The 403-nt window shown below is 62.3% G+C and carries 1 protein-coding gene; it reads left to right on the forward strand.

The features are described 5' to 3' along the window. Positions 1 to 403, forward strand: a 403-nt coding sequence (locus A6013_RS24470) for an isoaspartyl peptidase/L-asparaginase (protein ID WP_175437433.1), incomplete at both ends; no start/stop codon positions are given.

A 403-nucleotide genomic window follows, 5' to 3' on the forward strand; every position in this document is an offset into this window, starting at 1 on the left:
TGTACGCCATTGTGGAAACGGGCCAGAAAATGCTGGAAGCGGGCGAGAGCGCGCTGGATGTGGTCACCGAGGCGGTGCGCCTGCTGGAAGAGTGGCCGCTCTATAATGCCGGAATAGGTTCGGTCATTACCCGGGATGAAACCCCCGAGCTGGCCGCGTTCGTGATGGACGGCGTCACCCTGAAGGCGGGGGCCGTGGCCGGCGTGTGCCATCTGCGAAATCCGGTTCTGGCGGCGCGACTGGTGATGGAGGAGAGCCAGCACGTTCTGCTGGCGGGCGCTGCGGCGGAAAAATTTGCCATTGAGCACGGAATGGAACCGGTATCGCCGGAACTGTTTAGCACGGAAGAACGCTATCAGCAGCTGCTGGAAGCCCGTACGGCGGGCATACTGCAGCTTGACCA

Source organism: Enterobacter sp. IF2SW-B1, from assembly GCF_001743375.1.
Taxonomy (GTDB): domain Bacteria; phylum Pseudomonadota; class Gammaproteobacteria; order Enterobacterales; family Enterobacteriaceae; genus Enterobacter; species Enterobacter bugandensis.